We start from the raw sequence: 15,694 nt of genomic DNA on the forward strand, positions 1-15,694 counted from the left end.
TATTCATGCAAACAGTTGGAAGCAGGTGATGATTTTTAATATACTTGCCAACAAATTTATAAACATGAAAAAAACTATTCTGGCAATGGCCATTACCATTGGATTATTTGCAGCATCCTGCAACAGCACAGCAAAAACTGAAGAAACCCATACACACGAAGATGGAACTGTTCATGGAGCACATGATCACGTAGCTGATTCTACTCAAAAAACACCAGCAGATTCAGTTGCTATTGATACTGCGCATTCACACGAAGGACATTCGCATTAATCGTTAGTTTAATGGTTGGTTCGGTTATGTCCGGATCAACCATTAAAAAGATACCCTTTAATTTTTTGTAGAAGTGCCTTGAATATTGCATAACTGTAAAAATAAATAACCACCAAATGGAAATAATTATTTAAGATTGCAGAAGCGTTAACTAATTAACTTGGGGGCAATAAATGGTATACAGCAATCTTTCTGAAAAGGAATTGGTCGCTTCGTTGAAGGATGGTTCTAAGTCGGCTTTTGAAACGCTGTATAATCAATACAAAAAACGACTTGCGGGTAACTTGTTTAAGTTATTGAAATGCGAGGACCTGACCCTGGAAATTCTGCAGGATCTCTTTTTAAAGATATGGGATACCAGGGCCCAGATTGATCCTGAAAAATCTTTCAAATCCTATTTATTTAAAATTGCCGAGAACATGGCGATGGATTATTACCGTCGGGCTGCCCGCGATAGGGGGATGCGTGATAAAATGATTCTGGCAAGTACTGAAATATATACGCATATAGAAGAGCAACTGTTCAAAAAGGAAAATGCAGAACTACTACATGAGGCAATTGATCTAATGCCGCCCCAGCGTAAGCGAATATATACGCTATGTAAACTGGAAGGCAAGTCGTACAAAGAAATAGAACAAATTCTTGGGATCAATGCTAAAACCATTAATAGCCACTTATTTCAGGCAAATAAGTTTTTAAAGCAACATTTTATGTCTGAATCCGGGAAAGGCTGGATGCTACTCGTCGGAATGATCTTAAAGGGGATTTAATCAGCAGACAGTTGAAATAATTTTAGTTTTTTTTAATGTTGACTAAGTACTTTTTCAAACCCAGGCGTATTAGCTATTAAAAGACAGAAATTGAACAATTCGCAAGACATAAAAGCACTTTATCAAAGGTATCTGGATAATGACTATACGGCAGAAGAGCTTGATGAGTTGCTGGAGTGCTTTTATAATTCAGCAGGCAATCATGAGTTGAGTAGTGTTATTCAGCGTGAACTGGAAGTTGAGGATGATGCTCGTCAATCACATCCTGTGGTTCAGTCATTGCTTAGCCGCTTGGATCATGATTTAATGGCAGCCTTAAATGAACGTGATAAAGCTGTAAAAACAACCCGATTATGGTATCGTATCGCTGTGGCAGCTACAATAGGTGTCATTTTAGGATTTTCCATGTTCTTTTATATAAATAAGCAAGGTGATAAAGATGGTAGTCATGTTATGGCTGATATAGATATTGCTCCTGGTAAAAATATGGCTACGCTTGTCTTGCCAAATGGCAAGACGATTAGCTTAAGTGATGCTAAAACGGGGATAGTTATAGATGCAGGTAAATTAACTTATAATGATGGATCTGTTGTTTCTGCAAAATCCATCAGGGCTAAGAAAGGAGGAGCTGTGTTGCCAGCAGAAAACCTTACTGTTAGTACCCCACGGGGCGGCCAATACGATGTAGTTTTGCCTGATGGTACTAAGGTTTGGCTTAATGCCGCGTCGTTATTAAAGTTCCCTTCAAATTTTGCACAGTTAAAGGATCGGAGAGTTGAGTTGATTGGCGAAGCTTATTTTGAAGTAACTAAAAATAAGAATAAGCCTTTCATCGTGAAAAGTATGGGACAGGAAGTTCAAGTGCTTGGAACACATTTTAATGTTAATTCTTATCCCGATGAAGCCAGTATCAAAACTACTTTAATTGAAGGCAGTGTAAGGGTGTCTGGAAGTAATAAACAAGTTGTACTCGAGCCTAACCAGCAGGCAGTACTCAGTGATGGTATACAAGTGCGAAGTATAGATGTAGATAATGAAATAGCCTGGAAAAATGGCGATTTTGTTTTTGATCGCGACGGTCTGGAATCTATTATGCGCAAAATATCGAGATGGTATGATGTAGAGGTGTTTTATATGGAGAAACCTGACAAGGAAATGCATTTTGGAGGAATAGTATCCAGAGCAAAAAACATATCGGCAGTATTAAAGATTATGCAGTCGACAGGCCAGGTGAGCTTTAAAGTGCAAGGCCGTAAAATAACTGTAATACAAAATTAACCTTACTATTAACCTAAAAACCAAACAAACCGAAAATGAAAGAGAAAAGCTCCCCCTAATTCAGACCACTATGCTATAAAAAACAAAGTCAAGGATGCGGTAACACCCTTGACAGCGTTCGGGCAATGCGTCAAAAGATGCGACTAAACACAATTTATAATCACTAACCCAAACTATTCAAATGTATGAATTTTTACAAATTTGTATGTAGTCTTTCTGGCTACATCATTAAATGCCTATTGGTTATGGATTTTATTCCTAGCCAGGTCAGGCAAATAAATAGGAGAAAACTGCTCATGCGAGTTAATTTGACTGTATTAATCTTAGTCACCACCTTTTTGCAGGTTTCTTTTGGTGCAAGAGGGCAACTGATAACCTTAAATGAAAGAAATACGCCACTTGAAAAGGTATTTAAAGAGATCAGAAAACAAACAGGATATGATTTTTTTTACGATGCCGACCTGATTAAAGCAAAGAAACCCATCAGTATCAGTATTAGTAAGGGTGACCTTAAGGATGTTCTGGATCGATGTTTTGCCAATCAGTCCTTGATTTATACCCTGGAGGAAAAAACAGTTATCGTTAAAAAGGCTAGTTTATTGATGACAGGTTTGTTGAATGCCAGAAAGCCAATTGATGTAAAAGGTAAAGTCCTGGATGAAAAGGGAAAGCCTTTAGTGAATGCTACTGTAAAAGTTAAAAACAGTAGTAAAACTACTAAGACAAATAATCTGGGAGAGTTTGAGTTTAAAAACCTGGATGATAAGGATGTTTTGGTCATTTCATATCTCGGGTATAAAACAAAGGAAGTTCAGGCAAGCCAACGCAGTCCTTTTAATATTGTTATGGAAGCACAGTCGTCTGAATTGGAGGCGGTAAATGTGGTTTCTACAGGTATTATTGATAGAAATCTAAATACCTTTACCGGTGCAGCTAATCGTATTTCCAAAGAAGAACTGCAGCGTGTGAGTCATAAGAACATTGTTCAGAGTTTGAAAGTCCTGGAGCCATCCTTAATGATCTTTGACAATTTGAATTTGGGTTCAGATCCAAATGCAATGCCTCAAATGACACTTCGCGGTAATTCATCATTCCCACAAGATGCATCAACCGATTTGAAAGGTGATTATGTTAATAACCCGAATCAGCCGCTCTTTATTTTAGATGGTTTTGAAGTGAGTCTGACAAAAGTTGTCGATTTGGACATGAATCGCATTGAAAGTGTCACTATCCTCAAAGATGCCTCGGCCAAAGCTATTTATGGCGCAAAAGCCGCTAATGGAGTCGTTGTCATTGAAACCAAGAAAACCACAGCGAATAAGGTCTTGATCAGTTACAATGGAAGTTTAGATGCGGAATTACCAGATCTGAGCAGTTATAACCTGACTAATTCCGCAGAAAAACTGGAAGCAGAACGGATTTATGGTATGTATTCTCAAATCAGTCCATACGCTCCCAATTATGCCACCCAATTGACATTAGACCAGCAATACAACCAGCGTCTTAAGGCCGTGCTTTCGGGTGTCAATACCGATTGGATGTCATTGCCACTACGCAATGCCATTGGCCAGAAACATGGAGTATCCATGGAATTTGGGGATCGAGATTTGAAATTAATTACTGATTTCTCGTACAATAATGTGGCTGGTGTTATGAAGGGCTCCAATAGAAGTGTGATAGCGACTTCAGCGATGATGTCTTATCGATTTAAAGGGTTCTTATTCCGCAATATCATTAGCTATACTGATGGAACCAGCAATGATTCGCCGTATGGAACTTTCGCCGATTATTCCAAAATGAATCCTTACTGGACGCCTTATGATGAATTTGGAAATTTAAAGAAAAATGCAGAAACAGGGCTTGTGCCTTATGTAGGAAGTACTGCTACCAGCACAATATCTTTCGCAAATCCTTTGTACAATTCTACATTAAACACAAAGTTATCCAAAAAATACACGGAATTTACCAATAATCTCTATGCCGAAGCTATGTTGATGACCGGATTAAAAATGCTCTTGCGTGGAAGCTTTACCAATACAAAGAACCATGCAGATGAATTTTATCCTGCTAATCACCTGAAGTTTGATAGTTATAAGGATGACGACTTTTTTAGGAAAGGTTCCTACAAGAAGAATGAGGGTACACAAATGCGCTATTCGGGCGATATCAATATTAATTATAACAAACCATTTGGAGAAAAACATTTACTATTTGTTAATATGGGCGCTAGCATTAGCGAACGTACATTTGAAGAAGTCATTTACAATACCGAGGGATTCCCTAATGATCGGATGAATGATATTCTATTTGCGAAGCAATACAGCGAATTCCAAAACAGACCAACAGGAACAGAAGGAACTACCCGCGACCTGGGGATATTATCCATTGCGAGTTATTCCTATGATAACAGGTTCTTTGCGGATGCCTCTTTTCGTGGTTCGGCCTCTTCGCAATTTGGCGCCAATAAACGCTGGGGTGCTTTCTGGAGTACCGGTGTGGGCTGGAACATTCACAATGAAAGATGGATGAGGGATCTTAATGCTTTTGAAAGATTAAAGGTCAGAGCTTCAGTTGGATCTACGGGTTCGCAAAACTTCAGTTCTTACCAATCCATCTCTACCTACAATTATTTTATGGACAAAGTGTACCAGGGTTTCCTGGGATCTTACCTCAAGGGCTTGGCCAATCCAGATTTGAAATGGCAACAAAAAATGGATTACAACATCGGATTGGATTTTTCTTTCCTGCGTAAAATAACGGGTAGGTTTGATTACTATAGATCTATTACCGAAAATACCTTATTGGATTTTACACTCCCGCCTTCGACAGGATTCTCGAGTATAAAAGAAAACCTGGGTAAGATTAGGAATACGGGTATGGAATTGATGTTGACTTACAATGTTTATTCTGATCCTAAAAATCGCTCTTACTTCTCGGTGACAGGGTCGGCAATCAAAAATAAGAACGTAATTGTATCCATATCTGATGCGCTGAAAACTTATAACGAAGCACAGGATAAAATAGCGGGAGATAGATTCAACAATAGACCGGTTACCAAATACTATGATGGTGTCTCTATGGATGCGATTTGGGCGGTTCGTTCTTTGGGTATAGATCCAGCCAATGGTCAGGAAATCTTCTTAAACAGAAATAACGAGAAGGTTTATGCTTATTCTCCTGCTGATCAGGTTGTTGTTGGAGATAAGATGCCTAAGGTATCTGGTTCGTTTGGTCTGAATGGAGAATATAAAGGAATTGGGCTTTCGGCTTATTTTAGATTCCTTTATGGTGGACAGATGTACAACCAAACCTTGATTGATCGTGTGGAAAATGTGGATATGAGTTACAATGTGGACAAACGTGTACTCAATGGAACCTGGCATCAACCGGGTGATATCAAGCCTTTTAAAGCATTGGGGTCTGTGGAAATTCAACAACCGGACGGCACATGGTTAAGGCAATTTGTCCGCACTCAAGCGTCGGATCGGTTTGTGATGAATAAGAATGAAATATCTCTTGCTTCTTTGAGTTTATCTTATGATTTCTACCGTTGGAAATACCTGAAAGTAATGAGGGTTGAGCGTTTGCGTTGTGCCCTTTACACCAATGATGTATTTACGGCCTCAACCATACCCACGGAACGTGGATTGAGTTATCCATTTGCGCGAAAATTTTCATTTAGCTTATCTGCCACATTTTAAAACCTAAAGAAATGAAAAAAATTATATTACCTGTTTTAGTCATTTTGAGCCTGAGTTCCTGCAAAAAATGGCTCTCCGTTTCGCCCAAATCGGAAATAGCCTCCGCTGATCTTTTTAAATCCGAACAGGGCTTTAAGGACGCGTTAATGGGAGCGTATCTATTGATGACCGATAAAGGTGCTTATGGATTTGAAAGTACCATAGGTTTTGTAGATGTGTTGGCTCAACAGTATCCAACTACAGCTGCGGGACATCCCTATGCAAATATCTCTACCTACCAATTTCTTAATGGCTCGTTCATGAGCATGAAGGACAACATATGGTCAAAAAGCTACTCCGTAATTGCTAATTTGAACAATATCATCAACACCATCGATGGCTATAAAGATAAGATGCATCCCACTAATTACGCCATGATTAAGGGCGAGGCTCTGGGGTTAAGGGCTTTTATACATCTGGATCTCTATAGACTTTTTGGTTATGGTAATTTGAAAAATGCGCCGCAAGGCTTAGATGTAATTGGACTCCCTTATGTAAATACATATTCTAAGCAGATTACACCGCCGACTACGGGTAGAGATTATTTAGGTCAGGTAGAAAAAGACCTTGCAGCATCCGAAGCGCTACTATCTAAGTACGATGCGGTCTCGGAAAAGTTCGATCCAGATGTTGAGGTTCCAAACCAGGATCAATTCTACAGCAACAGAAGAATGCGTTTTAATTATTATGCAGTTAAAGCCACCCAAGCCCGCTTGTACCTATGGAGAGGAGACTATGAGAAGGCCAGAGATGCAGCGGAAATTGTAACTACCAACGGTCGGACTACACTCGTGACTTTTCATAATGGCAATATCAATAACCCGAATGCAGTAAGCAAGGATTATACCTTTAGTACCGAGCATATTTTTGCTTTGAATGTGCAGAATATGTTCGAGTATATTAAACCCTATATTACTCAATATGGCCCAGATGGATTAAATGTAAACAGCAGGAGGCTGGCGCAAGTAGGTAGTATTGCCAATACCTTGTTTGAAATCAATACCAAGGGAGGAATGTCCCTTTCGGATTATCGATATAAAGAGCTATACAACAAGGTCTCATCAACGGAATATTTATTATTGAAATTCACCTTTGTGACCGCTTCAACTTTCAAAGATCGAATGCCTTTGATCAAACTACCGGAAATGTATTACATTTTAGCAGAATGTTACAATGAATTGGGGAATAGCCCTTTGGCAGTAGAACAACTGAACACGGTACGCACCAATAGAGGGATTGCTACGACCTACAAGCTTAGTGAAAGTTTAAATCAAGCACAGGTACAAGCCGAAATTCAACTGGAATACCGTAAGGAATTTATCAGCGAAGGCCAACTCTTCTATTTCTTTAAACGAAGAGGCAATACGACTATTCCAGGCACCAATAAGGTGATGAACAATAGCGTATATGTACTACCACTTCCACAACGCGAAATCGAAATAGGCAACTAATAGTGTAAAACTCTAATACAAATATTATGAAACCAAATAAAGCATTTTTTAGTCTTTCCTTCTTGGTTCTGCTACTTTTGGCCGCCTGCCAGAAAGAAGAGTTGGAAATCTATAAGGACGAATCTCCATCTCTATACGGACTCTCTGGCTATTCCTATTCTTTTATTGAGGATCTGACGGCGCAATCGAAGACCATCTACCTTACCGTCAGATTATCTGGTGAACTGAAGGGTTATGATCGCAGCTTCAAAGTAGAGCCTGTCTTCGATAACACTACGACCGCCAAACCCGAATGGTTTGAAATCAAAGAAGGTGTATTACCCAAGAATAGCACCGAAGGACGTGTTGCTATTGTGTTGAAACGTAACATGACCGTAGATACTTCCCTGGTTGACCTGAATTTGCAATTACTGCCATCGAAAGAGCTTGGAACGATGCTTGGCACCAGGTCCAAAGTAACCTGGACAGCAAAAATCATACAACCTGTCAATTGGAACCAATGGTTGCGCTATTACCTTGGTGTGCCATTCTCTACAGGTTGGTACAAATTTGTGATGCAGGTTACTGGAAGAACTTCCTTCCCTTACAACCCTAGCTTGTCGGGTGCTGACCCTGTAACCTGGTGGATGGGCGCAGGGGAAATACAAGCCTTGGGATTAAAAGTAAAGGAAGCACTTATCAAATATAATTTAGAACACCCCAACGACCCTTTTGTTCACGATGATGGCCCAAGCAAGGGACTTCCAGTTACCTTATAACTAAAACTAAAGAAAATGAGACATATAATTTATATATTATTTTGTATCGCTGTGTTAATGGGCTCCTGTATGAAGGACAAATCAACCTTGAATCTGCATGAGGTCTCCAACATTGGCATTGATACCGCAGGTCTACCCGTACGATATACTGTATTCCAAAAGGGGATACTAAGTGTAAAGCCTACCGTGACCATCAAAAATGGCAACCAAGAACATCTGATCTACAAATGGACGATGAATGCCTATCAAGGCTATGAACGTGTGGTAGGTGCCGAAGCGCAACTAAATGCTGAAATCACTGAAGTGCCATCAGCAACCCCCTACAAGTTGATATTTACGGCAACGGATTCCAGCAATAATATCAAAGCCTTTTTTACCTGGGATATCACGGTTATTTCCCCATTTGGTCAAGGTCTTATTGTAGCAGATACCCGCGATGAACAGAATAGCGATGTCAATCTGATTATGGCGTTTAACTTTACCACATCCATACCCAAAGACAGTGCAAATACAAATATCATGCGTAATGCTTATAGTACCGCCAATGGTGAAAAAATAAGCGGCATTGTCAAACAGCTTAGTTACCACAAGTATAATTCTTATAAGGATGTTACTTTCATGACGGATAAATCCTTTATTCGTATTGACCCCAACACCTATCAGAAAAAAGATGTAGACGCTAAGCTTTTTGTGATTTCACCAGATAAGATCCAGCCCGATGATATCTCAACAGCTCACTATATGAACCAACATCAGTATATCCTCAATGATGGAAAAGGCTTTGGTAGATACGGGGACAATCGACAATTTGTCTACTCGTTCCTGGCCTCAGATAGTAAAGGTTATAAAGCCAATAAGATTTTGGGCTTACAGAATCCAGGGGTTGTACAATCAGGCGGAGTCGTATACGATGAATTGAATAATCGTTTCCTTTTATTGCCAAGGATGACTTCTAATGCGGATCCACTTAGAAATTTCCCTGCGACAGATATGGGCAATACAGCGACCAAATTCGACCCGAATAATATGGGTAACAAGACCTGTTTGCACCTATTTGAAGGCTACGATTCACGAATTGTTTCTATAATGAAGGAACGGGATCAAGACAAATATTATGCTTACCAACTTAAACTAGTGAATCCATTTTCGGGAATTATGGGTGTAGCAGCCAATGACATCAGTCAAAATCCGGATATTAACAAAGCGAAATACTTTACCTCTTCCAACATGGAGCAGGTCTTATTCTATGCGACGGAGGACAAGGTTTATGCAATGATCACTGAAATTGGGTCGCCCTCTACAACCAACTTGCGCTATACAGTAAAACCAGGAGAGAAGATCACTGGTATGAATATTTATTTTGGCGCAGGGGTTTATGACGGAGGAGCAGGACGTATGTATTTGCCTAGTACAAGTGCCCCTACTGATTGGTCTAAACGTGTAACATTCAGTGCTGCCCAACGATTGGTGATTCTCAGTACGTATAATGAAAGTACCAAGGAAGGAAAGATCATAACCATTCCAATTGAAACATTAGGTGTAGGCGGGCTAGTGACTAACCCCGATTATATCCGTACCTACGATGGGTTCGGAAGAATTACCGCATTTGGTATTCAGATTTAATATCATTTTCAGGCTTTGGAGGTCATGATGCCTCCAAAGCCTGAAAATAACGAGAGGGAAAGAGGCCGGATTTTTAACGCTCACAAATAGCAATGAATATTGCTCATGATAGCTTCATTACCATTAAAAAACAAAATTATATTCAAATGAAAAATTTTAAAAAACTGATCGTTGCTTGCATCTTCCTTTTAGGGATAGCATGCGCCCCTGTAATTACTTATGCACAGGGCATCACATTTCTACATAACCTTGATGAGGCTTTGGCAAAGGCAAAGGCTGAAAACAAAATGATTTTTGTGGATTTCTACACCTCATGGTGTGGTCCCTGCAAGGTCATGTCGGCCGATATATTTCCACAAAAATCTGTAGGCGACTTTTATAATAATAAATTTATTAATGTCAAGATCCAATGTGATGATTCTGGCTATGGTGTTGAGTTAGGCAAAAAATATAAAGTAAATGCTTATCCTACCTTGATGTACCTGGATGCAAATGGTATCACGGCACACTCTGTAGCGGGTGGTTTGGATGTGGCAGCCTTTGTCGAGTTAGGTAAAACAGCTTTGGATCCTAATAAAAATCAGCTAGTCTTAGTCAAAGAATGGGATGCCGGTAACAGAGACCAAGCTTTTATGGATAAGTACTTCCAGATGTTGATCAGGTCTTACCGTGGTGACAAGGCGCAACACGACTTTGAAAAATACTTTCAGTCTCTTCCAAAGGATAAAAAAGCTTCCAAAGATACCTATGGTCTGATGAAGATTCTTAACGTAGGTCCTTTCTCAACTCCTTTTGACTATATGGAGAAAAATATAAAGGATTATTACAAGGTCATAGGAAAGGCAAAGATCGATAGTACTATTGCGACCTCTTACCTTTGGTATTTTAAGGGTTTACACACTGGAGGGCTCATCAATAATAATCTGACCGAGTTTGATGCCAAAATGAAGTTGTTCAAAGACAAGAATTACCCTTTTTACGATGAGTATGCTGAGTTTTACGCCATTTTTGACTCAAAGGATGATAAAGGGAAAAGTGACATCAATCTCTATATGAAGAGAGGTACGGATTTCTTAAATAAGTATGGCAAAAAGAATGATGCTTATACCGTATCGTTGACTAGTATGCTAGGCAATTGGACTGGAGGAAGAGATTTGGGTAAGGCTGGCATCAAGTGGATGGAAGATCTGCTGGAAAGGAATCGAAATCCTCGTTATTTAGAAACTTATTTCTATATTCTGTGGAGAAATTACAATGTAGAAAAGGCGCTTGAAATAGGTAATGAAATTCGTGAGAATGCAGTTAAAAGCGGAAAATCGACTAAAACAATTGACAGCCAGATTGAAATGGTTAAAGGTATCAGAGAAAAAGAAAAGGCTAGATTAGAGAGAAAAAGTAAAGCCTAAAATAAAGATAAAATGATGAAGAAAGTAATATTAACAGCAGTATTGTCTTTGCCACTTTTTGTTTGGGCTCAAAACGATACATTTAGTATTGAAGGAAAAGTATCAAAGCCTAAAAAAGGAGCAAAAGCATATTTAGTATATATGCCTGGCGAAATAGGGAAAATAGATTCTTGTGAAGTGAAAAATGGAGCGTTTTCATTTTCCGGTAAAGTATCGAGACCTACACATGCCATATTGAAACTTAGTCATAGCGAACGTGGGCTTGGAAAGAATCCTGATTATTACATCATTTATGTAGAAAATGGTGCCACTGTGGTTTCTGTAAAGGATTCTATTAAGTATGCTTCTATTTCTGGAGCTAAAATAAGTGTAGATTATGACCGGTACAGCAAGCTTATAGCGCCTCAGAAGCTGGCACTTGAAAATCTGGATAAAGAATGGGCTGCGGGAACTGAGGCAGAGAAAAAAGATGGAAGTTTGGCTAAACGATTAAGATCAAAGGCTCAGCCATTTAATGAAGAAAAGCAAAGAATTCAAAGGGAGTATATTCTAAAGAACCCGGATTCGTATTTTAGTTTTTCAGCCTTGAAAGATGTAAGTGGTTCACCTCTTGATGTGGAAAAAGCAGAGCAATTGTTTAGCACTTTATCTGCTTCAAATAAAAGTAGTGCCGCCGGACAATCTTTTGCGAAACAAATCGCATTGGCTAAGAAGACATCAAAAGGTGCTATTGCACCAGATTTTGCACAGACCGATGTAAATGGTAAAGATGTAAAGCTTTCTGATTTCAAAGGAAAATATGTTCTTTTAGATTTTTGGGCTAGCTGGTGTGGCCCCTGCCGCGCAGAAAACCCAAATGTTGTAGCCACTTTTCATAAGTTTAAAGATAAAAACTTTACAGTTTTAGGTGTTTCATTAGATAACCCTGGAAAAAGAGAGGATTGGTTGAAAGCTATTGAGAAGGATAAATTGGAATGGACACAATTGAGTGATTTGCAGGGATGGAAAAATGCTGTCGCTGGTCTTTATGGTGTTAGGTCAATACCGCAAAATTATTTGATCGGTCCTGATGGCAAGATCATAGCCAGTAATTTACGCGGTAATGATTTAGCAGCTAAGCTTGAGGAGGTGTTGAAATAGGGAATTAAATTTCATGAGCACTATTTGTGTAAATAGTTCGTTTTAAATGGGCGTTCTTTTTTAGATGTGAAACTTATTTTTTTATCATTACGAACACAAAGACACAAAACAAATGAAATTTTCAAGAACCAGTTTATTATTGGCGGCTATTGGGCTGCTAGCTATTTCGGCGCAATCATGTAAGACAAAGAAAGCAATTGTTAAACCTGCAGCACCTGTTGAAGCACCTGCACCGCCAGTAGAAGAGAAGAAACCTGAACCAGTTCCTGAGCCTAAGCCAGAACCTGCGCCGGTTGCGGAAAAGCCAGATTATAATTTTAGCAATGTTCAGTTTGAGTTTAACTCGGGCGTATTGAAAACAGCTTCATTTGAAATCCTGGACAAAGTAGCTCGTGAGATGAAGAAAGACCCATCTGTGAAATTCATTTTAAACGGTCATTCTTCATTAGAAGGATCTGCTGCGCACAATATGTCTTTATCTGTGGATAGAGCAAATTCTGTTAAGTTGTACCTGGTGAACGCAGGAGTAAGCTCTGGTAATTTATCTATTAAAGGATATGGTGCTACCAAGCCTGTGGCATCAAATGATACCGAAGAAGGTAAGGCTTTAAATCGAAGAGTTGAATTTGAACGAAACTAATAAAGTTTTTAAAGGGCTGTCTTTGTAAAAAGGCAGCCTTTTTAATGATAAGCTTATACCTTTGTGCTTTCTAAATGATTCCTATAAATTATGCCTTTTAAATATCTGCTTCTTTCCATTTGCGTTTTTTTATGTACTGTTGCGACTGCACAGGAAATAGACTGTGGAAAAGTACTGGATACAGAGCCTTATTTTGTTAAGCATAAAACTTCTGAAAAGGATAGTCTGCTGAAACGCGATATCGCCATCCTTAAGCATTGTGGTAATTTCGAAAGTATAGATAGTGTTTTTCTTAAGGGATCAATGCTTGGGACACTACTGCTTGATCAGGTGAGAATTGGGAAACCCGCTACTTATCGTACGCTTATTGATTATTTTAATGATTATAAAAAAACGATTGCCTATAAGGATTTTGTGAAAGGCTTGTTGCTGTATAGAGAACTGGCGCAAAAGAAAATCAATATGGCCAATTGGGATACCGATAAAGAGCTGTTTGTAAGAATGGGATTTACTGCGGTAGATCTGGATGACTTTAAAAGCTTTTTAACTAACCTGGCTGGGCAAGACTTAACCTATAGGGCTGCGCTAACTAAATACATGAGCGAAATTGAAGCCATGAGGATAGATAAATAGGTTTTTGACAGTTTCATTTCAAAAATAACCAGGCGATTAGTATGCTGTAAGATATTCCAGAGTCTTTAAATTGTTTGTGAAGGGTTTTAAGGGCCTCAACCAAATGATTGTTTACCGTGCTCTTAGAAATATTCAAGGTTTCAGCAATCTGTTCGTGGGTAAGACCTTCGTAACGACTTAATTTAAAAATTAATTGCTGCCGGGCTGGTAATTTTGATACACTTTGTTCTGTAAAAGCTTCCAGGTCAGCTAATAAAATAGCCTCCTCAGTGTCGTTATGCGCCTGGTTAAGGTCAATCCAAAGCTTCTCCCTTGCTGCACCTGCAGTAGCCGCATTGCGGAGCACATTTAATGTTAATCTTCGTGCAATAGTATAAAGGTAGGGACCTAAGGGGTACCTGATGTCAAGTGTAAGTCGATTGGTCCATAAAAGAATCAATGTCTCCTGTACAACCTCTTCACTTAACTCTCGGTTTTTTAAAAACCGCCAGGCGAAACTATACAGTTTTGCTTTGTAAATGTCAAACACCCGGGCAAAGGCAGATTCATCGCTCTTCAGTAAATCTGCAATTAGCTGACTTTCATCATGTGTTTTTACATTCATTTTTGCATTTATTTGTAATCTGAAAAAATAATTACTATTCGACTAGTTATATAAGGGGGCTGCCGTGTATTACCTATAGATTTCGCGTAAATATCAGGATTAATAAAACAAAATGAACAAAAGACGACTGCAAAATTTATTGATTGCTTACTCCAGTAATAAGATTTCTATACAGGAATACAATGAGCTGATGGATTTAGTCGTTTTGTCAAATCATGATGAAGAATTATATACTTTTATGCAAAAAATATGGGATAGTCGTCCCACTGGACAGCCTTTTTCTGATTTACAATCAGCCATGTTGTACCAGCGTATTATAGGAGATAGCCGCTTTGATCAGCAGCCCATTCAAAAGAAAAAGGTCGCTATTAAACTATGGCCACGTATTGCGGCAGCCGCGTTGATACTGATCACCTTGTCGGTGGGCCTCTTTTTTTATTTAGACGATAATTCTATTGGTTTAGGTTTAAGTGATTTTGCAACGCACGATGTTAAACCTGGTGGTAATAATGCAGTATTAACCCTGGCCAATGGACAAAAAATTGAATTGACAGCAGCTGCTGCAGGAAAAATTGCAGAGCAATCAGGATTGTCTATTCAGAAAACAGCGGATGGACAAATTGTTTATGAAGTTTCACATGTTAAGACCAAGGGAAAAGAAGAAGTTGGCTATAACACCATAGAAACACCAAAGGGTGGGCAATATCAGGTTAATTTACCCGATGGGACAAAGGTATGGCTTAATGCTAGTTCGTCTCTTAAGTTTCCAACTGAATTTACAGGAAGCGATAATCGAGTTGTGGAGTTGAGAGGCGAAGGGTATTTTGAAGTGGCAAAGGTACATGGCGCAGCTAATGGACGTAGGGCTAAGGAAAGAATGCCTTTTTTGGTAAGGACCAATGACCAGGAAGTTGAAGTTTTGGGTACTCATTTTAACATTAGTAGTTATGCGGATGATGCGGAGACCAGGACAACATTGGTAGAAGGAGCTGTAAAGGTGAAGAGAATAAGTATTGGGGCAAACGACGATGTCATTAAAACTGGAATTATATTAAAACCGGGGCAGCAAGCGTTGTTAAAGGCGGCTCAATTAAATGTTAAAAATGTTGACACAGATGCCGAGGTAGCCTGGAAAAATGGTTATTTTATATTTAAGGATGAGGAGATGCGCAGTATTATGCGTAAGATAGCGCGTTGGTATGACGTGGAAGTCGTTTTTTCGAAAGATTTTCACAATCGATCCTTTGAAGGGTCTATATCACGCTTTAAAAATGTGTCAGAAGTCTTAAGAAAATTTGAATTAACAGGAGATATTCATTTTAAAATAGAAGAAAGGAGAATTATCGTTATGCCATAGATTTTTACGTATAACTGGGTAAT

At 39.0% G+C, this 15,694-nt stretch carries 13 protein-coding genes; 12 read left to right on the top strand and 1 reads right to left on the bottom strand.

Annotated elements, in window-relative coordinates; all coding sequences use genetic code 11:
* Positions 1-64 precede the first annotated feature (64 nt).
* From B9A18_RS18230 to B9A18_RS18280, 11 genes are all read left to right on the top strand, one after another.
* Positions 65-271 carry a hypothetical protein gene (locus B9A18_RS18230; RefSeq protein WP_084290979.1) on the top strand — a complete coding sequence of 69 codons (207 nt, stop codon included), beginning with the start codon at positions 65-67 and terminating at the stop codon, positions 269-271.
* Between the two features lie 173 nt (positions 272-444).
* Positions 445-1,041: an RNA polymerase sigma factor gene (locus tag B9A18_RS18235; RefSeq protein WP_084290980.1), complete on the top strand. Its 597-nt coding sequence runs from the start codon at positions 445-447 to the stop codon at positions 1,039-1,041.
* A 90-nt stretch (positions 1,042-1,131) separates the two neighbouring features.
* A complete protein-coding gene (locus B9A18_RS18240) occupies positions 1,132-2,319 on the top strand; it encodes a FecR family protein (RefSeq protein WP_084290981.1) in 1,188 nt (395 codons plus the stop codon).
* Positions 2,320-2,627: 308 nt separating this feature from the next.
* Positions 2,628-6,020 carry a SusC/RagA family TonB-linked outer membrane protein gene (locus tag B9A18_RS18245; protein ID WP_159452683.1) on the top strand — a complete coding sequence of 1,131 codons (3,393 nt, stop codon included), beginning with the start codon at positions 2,628-2,630 and terminating at the stop codon, positions 6,018-6,020.
* 11 nt (positions 6,021-6,031) lie between these two features.
* Positions 6,032-7,510, top strand: coding sequence for a RagB/SusD family nutrient uptake outer membrane protein (locus tag B9A18_RS18250; protein ID WP_084290983.1), 1,479 nt, complete (start codon positions 6,032-6,034; stop codon positions 7,508-7,510).
* Positions 7,511-7,536: 26 nt separating this feature from the next.
* On the top strand, positions 7,537-8,268 hold the full coding sequence (locus tag B9A18_RS18255; RefSeq protein ID WP_084290984.1) for a DUF4843 domain-containing protein: 732 nt from the start codon (positions 7,537-7,539) through the stop codon (positions 8,266-8,268).
* Between the two features lie 69 nt (positions 8,269-8,337).
* Positions 8,338-9,891, top strand: a complete 1,554-nt coding sequence (locus tag B9A18_RS18260; protein ID WP_159452684.1) for a PKD-like family lipoprotein — start codon at positions 8,338-8,340, stop codon at positions 9,889-9,891.
* A gap of 146 nt (positions 9,892-10,037) precedes the next feature.
* On the top strand, positions 10,038-11,297 hold the full coding sequence (locus B9A18_RS18265) for a thioredoxin family protein (RefSeq protein ID WP_159452685.1): 1,260 nt from the start codon (positions 10,038-10,040) through the stop codon (positions 11,295-11,297).
* A gap of 12 nt (positions 11,298-11,309) precedes the next feature.
* Complete coding sequence (locus tag B9A18_RS18270; RefSeq protein WP_084290987.1) at positions 11,310-12,437, top strand: TlpA disulfide reductase family protein; 1,128 nt, start codon at positions 11,310-11,312, stop codon at positions 12,435-12,437.
* A 112-nt stretch (positions 12,438-12,549) separates the two neighbouring features.
* Positions 12,550-13,077, top strand: coding sequence for an OmpA family protein (locus B9A18_RS18275; protein WP_084290988.1), 528 nt, complete (start codon positions 12,550-12,552; stop codon positions 13,075-13,077).
* A gap of 90 nt (positions 13,078-13,167) precedes the next feature.
* Positions 13,168-13,710 (top strand): hypothetical protein, encoded by a 543-nt coding sequence (locus B9A18_RS18280; protein WP_084290989.1) that lies wholly within the window; start codon positions 13,168-13,170, stop codon positions 13,708-13,710.
* Between the two features lie 13 nt (positions 13,711-13,723).
* On the opposite strand, the gene B9A18_RS18285 is transcribed toward B9A18_RS18280, so the two are convergent.
* Positions 13,724-14,314 carry an RNA polymerase sigma factor gene (locus tag B9A18_RS18285; RefSeq protein WP_084290990.1) on the bottom strand — a complete coding sequence of 197 codons (591 nt, stop codon included), beginning with the start codon at positions 14,312-14,314 and terminating at the stop codon, positions 13,724-13,726.
* 112 nt (positions 14,315-14,426) lie between these two features.
* On the opposite strand from B9A18_RS18285, the gene B9A18_RS18290 reads away from it, so the two are divergent.
* On the top strand, positions 14,427-15,671 hold the full coding sequence (locus tag B9A18_RS18290) for a FecR family protein (RefSeq protein ID WP_084290991.1): 1,245 nt from the start codon (positions 14,427-14,429) through the stop codon (positions 15,669-15,671).
* The last annotated feature ends 23 nt before the right edge of the window (positions 15,672-15,694 follow it).

It is taken from the genome of Pedobacter nyackensis, assembly GCF_900176505.1.
Lineage (GTDB): Bacteria > Bacteroidota > Bacteroidia > Sphingobacteriales > Sphingobacteriaceae > Pedobacter > Pedobacter nyackensis.

Bases quoted from the DNA above. Each gene is read 5' to 3' on its own strand.
- B9A18_RS18230 (WP_084290979.1), top strand. From the start codon at position 65: ATGAAAAAAACTATTCTGGCAATGGCCATTACCATTGGATTATTTGCA.
- B9A18_RS18235 (WP_084290980.1), top strand. From the start codon at position 445: ATGGTATACAGCAATCTTTCTGAAAAGGAATTGGTCGCTTCGTTGAAG.
- B9A18_RS18250 (WP_084290983.1), top strand. From the start codon at position 6,032: ATGAAAAAAATTATATTACCTGTTTTAGTCATTTTGAGCCTGAGTTCC.
- B9A18_RS18255 (WP_084290984.1), top strand. From the start codon at position 7,537: ATGAAACCAAATAAAGCATTTTTTAGTCTTTCCTTCTTGGTTCTGCTA.
- B9A18_RS18260 (WP_159452684.1), top strand. From the start codon at position 8,338: ATGAAGGACAAATCAACCTTGAATCTGCATGAGGTCTCCAACATTGGC.
- B9A18_RS18265 (WP_159452685.1), top strand. From the start codon at position 10,038: ATGAAAAATTTTAAAAAACTGATCGTTGCTTGCATCTTCCTTTTAGGG.
- B9A18_RS18270 (WP_084290987.1), top strand. From the start codon at position 11,310: ATGATGAAGAAAGTAATATTAACAGCAGTATTGTCTTTGCCACTTTTT.
- B9A18_RS18275 (WP_084290988.1), top strand. From the start codon at position 12,550: ATGAAATTTTCAAGAACCAGTTTATTATTGGCGGCTATTGGGCTGCTA.
- B9A18_RS18280 (WP_084290989.1), top strand. From the start codon at position 13,168: ATGCCTTTTAAATATCTGCTTCTTTCCATTTGCGTTTTTTTATGTACT.
- B9A18_RS18285 (WP_084290990.1), bottom strand. From the start codon at position 14,314: ATGAATGTAAAAACACATGATGAAAGTCAGCTAATTGCAGATTTACTG.
- B9A18_RS18290 (WP_084290991.1), top strand. From the start codon at position 14,427: ATGAACAAAAGACGACTGCAAAATTTATTGATTGCTTACTCCAGTAAT.